The sequence below is a fragment of the Nonomuraea sp. NPDC005650 genome (assembly GCF_040605375.1).
Lineage (GTDB): Bacteria > Actinomycetota > Actinomycetes > Streptosporangiales > Streptosporangiaceae > Nonomuraea.
On the sequence record NZ_JBEXCR010000008.1, the window covers coordinates 376,647 to 382,646 of the forward strand.

1 protein-coding gene (cut by a window edge) is annotated in these 6,000 nt (G+C 74.9%); it reads left to right on the top strand.

Annotation, left to right across the window (positions count from 1 at the left end):
* The coding region annotated (locus ABZS69_RS16810; RefSeq protein ID WP_355372505.1) for an amino acid adenylation domain-containing protein crosses the window boundary (this coding region is incomplete at its 3' end): on the top strand, nt 1–6,000 show 6,000 of its 16,622 nt. Its footprint begins 10,622 nt before the window's first position.

Sequence of the window (6,000 nt, forward strand, 5' to 3'; positions counted from 1 at the left end):
GGGCGCGTCGCAGGACGCGGACGACGCGATGGCGGGCATCAGGCTGCGCCACTCCGAGGACCGCGACAACTATCCGCTCACCGTCTCGGTCGACGACGGCGGCGACCGGCTCTCGCTGGCCGTGGACGCCGTCGCGCCGATCGACCCGCGGGCCGTCGGCACGCTGCTGCGCACCACCGCGGGCAATCTGGTCTCCGCGCTGGAGGCGATACTGGACGACGGCGACCCGGACCTGCCGCTGAGCGCCGTGGACGTGCTGGACGACGCCGAACGCGAGCGGTTGCTGCACGCCTGGAACGACACGACGGTCCAGGTCCGCCCGGCAACGGTGACCGAGCTGTTCGAGGACCAGGCGGCCCGGACCCCGGACGCGATCGCGGTGACCTCCGACGGGGAATCCCTCACGTACGCGGAGCTGAACGCGCGGGCCAACCGGCTGGCGCGGCTGCTGGCCGGGCGGGGCGTGGGCCCGGAGTCGGTGGTCGCGCTGGTGATGGAGCGCGGTGTCGAGCTGATGGCCGCGGTGCTGGGCGTGTTGAAGGCGGGAGGCGCGTACCTGCCCGTGGACCCGGAGTACCCGGCCGAGCGGATCGCGTACATGCTGGAGGACGCGGTGCCGGCGGTGGTGCTCGCCACGGCGGGGACGGCGCGGGCGGTGCCCGGCGCGGTGCTCGTGGACTCGGCCGAGACGATCACGGCGCTGCGCGGGCTGCCCGGGGACGACCTGGGGGCGCGGGTGCTGCCCGCCCACCCCGCGTACGTGATCTACACCTCCGGCTCGACCGGCCGCCCCAAGGGCGTGATGCTGACCCACGAGGGGTTCGCCAACACGGCGGAGGCGCTCGCCCGCCGTTACCCGACGAAGGTCGGGCCCGGGTCGCGGATGCTGCAGTTCGCCTCCGTCAGCTTCGACATGTTCTGCTCCGAATGGGCGCTGGCCCTGCCCGCCGGCGCAACCCTCGTCGTCGTCCCGCCGCACCGGCGGCTCGGCGCCGAGCTGGCGGCGTTCATCGCCGGCGAAGGGATCACGCACGCCGCCTTCCCGCCCGCCGTGCTCGCCAGCATGGAGGCCGGCGCGGTCCCCGACGGCGTCGTCATCGACGTGGGCGGCGAGGCCCTGCCGCCCGAGCTGGTCGAGCGGTGGGCGCCCGGCCGGGAGATGTTCAACTCCTACGGTCCCACCGAGACCACCGTGGACGCGGCGGTGTGGGAGTGCCGCGCGGGCCTGGACGACGTGCCGATCGGCACGCCGATCGCCAACACGCAGGTGTACGTGGTGGACGAGCACCTCGCGCCGGTCCCGGTCGGCGTGGCGGGCGAGCTGTACGTCGCCGGGGCCGGGCTGGCCCGCGGCTACCTGGGCCGCCCCGGGCTGAGCGCGGAGCGGTTCGTGGCCGATCCGTTCGGGCCGGCCGGTACGCGGATGTACCGCACCGGCGACCGGGTGCGGTGGAACGCCGACGGCGAGCTCGTCTTCGCCGGGCGGCTGGACGACCAGGTGAAGATCCGCGGCTTCCGGATCGAGCCGGGCGAGGTGCAGGCCGTGATCGCCGTCCACCCGCTGGTCGGGCAGGCGGCGGTGATCGCCCGCGAGGACACCCCGGGCGACGTCCGCCTCGTCGCCTACGTCGTACCGGCCGGGGACGACGCCGGCGATCCGGTCGCGCCGGCGCAGCTCCGTGAGTCCGTACGGCGCCACGCCGCCGAGCGGCTGCCCGGCCACATGGTGCCCGCGGCCGTCGTCACCATGGACGCGCTGCCGATCACGGTCAACGGCAAGCTCGACCGCAGGGCCCTGCCCGTGCCCGACCATGCGGCCGGGCAGGCCGCCCGTCCCGCCACCCCGCAGGAGGAGATCCTGTGCGGTCTGTTCGCCCAGGTCCTCGGCCTGCGCGAGGTCGGCGTGGACGACGACTTCTTCGCGCTCGGCGGCCACTCGCTGCTCGCGGTGCGGGTGATCAGCCGGGTGCGGACGGTCCTGAAGACGGAGGTGCCGCTGCGGGCGCTGTTCGAGGCGCCGACCGTGGCCGGGCTCGCCGCCCACCTCGACGCGACCCGCCGCTCCGGCACCGCCGTGCGGGCCGCGCTCACGCGCGTGGAGCGCCCGGAGCGGGTGCCGCTGTCGTTCGCGCAACGCCGTCTTTGGTTCATCGGCCAGCTCGAGGGCCCGAGCGCCACCTACAACATGCCGGTCGCGATGCGCCTGCGCGGCCCCTTGGACCTCGGCGCGCTCCGCCTGGCGCTGCGCGACGTCGTGGGGCGGCACGAGGTGCTGCGCACCCGGTTCCCGGCCGCCGACGGGGAGCCGTACCAGGAGGTCGTTCCGCTCGCGGAGCTGGCCATCGAGCTGGAGATCGCCGACGTCCCGCCCGCGCGGCTGGACGAAGCGGTCGCCGCCACCGCCGGGCACGTGTTCGACCTGGCCCGCGAGGTGCCCTTCCGGGCGTGGCTGTTCCGCCTGGCACCGGACGAGCACGTGCTGGCCGTGACGATCCACCACATCGCGAGCGACGGCGCGTCCACCGGGCCGCTGGCCCGCGACCTGTCCGTCGCCTACGCCGCGCGCCACGCGGGCCGGCCGCCGCGGTGGGCGCCGCTGCCGCTCCAGTACGCCGACTACACCCTGTGGCAGCGCGAGCTGCTCGGCGACGAGCGGGACCCGGACAGCGTCATCTCCGGTCAGGTCGCCCACTGGCGGCAGGCGCTGGCCGGCGCGCCGGAGGAGCTGCCGCTGCCGTTCGACCACCCGCGCCCGGCCGTCGCCTCCCACCGCGGCCACCCCGTGCCCATGGAGGTCACCGCCGGGACGCATGCCCGGCTGGCGCAGGTGGCCCGCGCCGAGGGCGTCACCATGTTCATGGTCCTGCAGGCCGCGCTCTCCATGCTGCTGTCCCGGCTCGGCGCGGGCACCGACATCCCCATCGGCTCCCCGAACGCGGGCCGCACCGACGAGGCCCTCGACGACCTGGTCGGCTCCTTCGTCAACACGCTCGTCCTGCGTACCGACCTGTCCGGCGACCCCACGTTCGCCGAGGTGCTGGGCCGTGTGCGGGAGACCGGCCTGAGCGCGTTCGCCCACCAGGACGTGCCGTTCGAGCGGCTCGTCGAGGAGCTGGCGCCGAGCCGGTCGATGGCCCGCCACGCCCTGTTCCAGGTCATGCTGACCCTGCAGAACACCCTCGACGAGGATCTCGACCTGCCCGGCCTGCGCACCGAGCTCGTGCAGGCGAACGGGTCCACGGCCAAGTTCGACCTGGACGTCATCATGGGCGAGGCGTTCGACGCGGACGGCGCCCCGGCCGGCGTGCGGGCCCTGATCACCGCCGCGGCGGACCTGTTCGAACCCGCCACCGTCGCCGCGCTGGCCGGACGGCTGGCGCGCGTGCTGGACACCGTCTCCCACGACCCCCTGGTACGCCTCAGCGCCCTGGACGTCCTCGACCCCGCCGAGCGCCACAGCGTCCTGACCGGCTGGAACGACACCGCGGCACCCGACGTGCCACCCGCGACCGTGGCCGACCTGTTCGAGGTCCAGGCCGCGCGAACGCCCGCCGCCGTCGCGGTGTCGGCGGACGACGCGGAGCTGACCTACGCCGAGCTCGACGAGCGGTCGGAACGGCTGGCGCGACTGCTGGCCGGGCGCGGGGTCGGCCCCGAGTCGGTGGTCGGCGTGTGCCTGGAACGCGGCGCCGACCTGATCGTCGCGCTGCTGGGCGTGCTCAAGGCCGGCGGCGCCTACCTGCCGATCGACCCGGCGTACCCGGCGGACCGGATCGCGTACATGGTGGCCGACGCGGCGCCCGCGGTGGTGGTGGCCTCGGCGGCGACGGCGGGCGTGGCGGCGGCCTCGGGCGCGGTCACGCTCATGGTGGACGACCCGTCCCCCACCGACCCCGTCGACAGGTCCGGCAGGTCGGTGGCGCACCCGGCGTACGTCATCTACACCTCCGGCTCGACCGGCCGGCCGAAGGGCGTGCTCGTCTCGCACGCCGGCGTGGCGAGCCTGGTCGCTGGCCAGATCCGCGAGCTCGGCGTCGGACCGGGCAGCCGCGTGGGACAGTTCGCCTCGGCCAGCTTCGACACGTTCGGCTGGGAGTGGATGATGGCGCTGCTGTCCGGCGCGACGCTGGTCGTCGTCCCGTCCGGGCGGCGGCTGGGCGAACAGCTGCCCGCGTTCCTGGCCGAGCGGCGGGTGACGCACGTGACGGTGCCGCCCGCGGTGCTGGCCACGCTGGACGAGCGCTCGCTCGACCCCGGCGTGGTGGTGGTGGTCGCCGGCGAGGCGTGCCCGCCGGACGTCATGACGCGGTGGGCGCGAGGCCGCCGCATGTTCAACTCGTACGGCCCGACCGAGACCACTGTGGACGCCACCCTGTGGCGCTGCGCGCCGGACGCCGGGCAGGTGCTGATCGGCGGGCCGGTGCTCAACACGAGCGTGTACGTCCTGGACGACCGCCTGGCGCCGGCGCCGGTCGGCGTCGTCGGCGAGCTGTACGTCGCCGGGACCGGGCTGGCCCGCGGCTACCTCGGCCGGCCGGGGCTGACCTCGCAACGGTTCGTGGCCTCCCCGTTCGCGACCGGCGAGCGGCTCTACCGCACCGGCGACCTCGCGCGCTGGACGTCGCGGGGCGAGCTGGCCTTCGAGGGACGTGGCGACGACCAGGTCAAGATCCGCGGGTTCCGGATCGAGCCGGGCGAGATCGAGAACGTGCTCCTCACCCACCCCCAGGTCACCCAGGCCGCGGTCATCATGCGCGAGGACGAACCGGGCGACAGGCGGCTCGTCGCGTACGTCGTCATGGCCCCACCGGCGGAGAGCGACCCGGTGCTCGCGCTCGCCGCCGAGCGCCTGCCCGGCTACATGGTGCCCTCGGCCGTCGTCACCATGGACGCGCTGCCGCTGACCGTCAACGGCAAGCTCGACCGCAAGGCCCTGCCGCGGCCCGGCCACTCCACGCACGCGCCCGTCGACCGCCGCCCGCCGGACGCTCGGGAGGAGATCCTCTGCGGGGCGTTCGCGCAGGTGCTGGGGTTGCCCGGGGTGGGGGTCGACGACGACTTCTTCGCGCTCGGCGGTCATTCGCTGCTGGCGGTGCGGCTGGCCAGCCGGATCCGCGCGCTGCTGGGCGTCGATCTGGACATCCGCGTGCTCTTCGAGGCGCCGACGGTGGCCGGGCTCGTCGCCCGCCTCGGCGACGCCGGCCAGGCGCGCCTCCCGCTGACGGCCGTGGCCCGGCCCGAGCGGGTGCCGCTGTCGTTCGCGCAGCAGCGGTTGTGGTTCATCAGCCAGCTCGAAGGGCCGAGCGCCACCTACAACGACCCGATCGCGTTGCGGCTGTCCGGAGATGTGGACACCGGGGCGCTCGGCCAGGCCCTGCGGGACGTGATCGGGCGGCACGAGGTGCTGCGCACGGTCTTCCCCGTCGCCGACGGCGAGCCGTACCAGCGGGTGGTGCCACTCGACGAACTGGCGTGGGAGATGCCGGTGGCGAGGGTCACCCCCGCCGAACTGCCCGCGGCGGTGGCGGAGGCGGCCGGGTACGCCTTCGACCTGTCGGCGGAGGCGCCGATCGGGGCATGGTTCTTCGAGGCCGGTCCGGACGATCGGGTCCTGGTGGTGGTGATCCACCACATCGCGGGCGACGGCTGGTCGATCGGCCCGCTGGCCCGGGACGTGTCACTCGCGTACGCCGCCCGGCGCGGCGGCCGGGCGCCGGTTTGGGAGCCGCTGCCGGTGCAGTACGCCGACTACGCGCTCTGGCAGCGGGAACTGCTCGGCGAGGAGACGGATCCGGACAGCGTGCTGTCCCGCCAGCTCGCCTATTGGCGGGACGCGCTGGCCGGCGCACCGGAGGAGCTGTCGTTGCCGTTCGACCGGCCGCGTCCGGCGGTGGCGTCGCATCGGGGGCACAGTGTGCCGGTGGAGGTTCCGGCGGAGGTGCACGCGCGGTTGGTGGAGGTGGCGCGGGCCGAGGGTGTGACCGTGTTCATGGTGTTGCA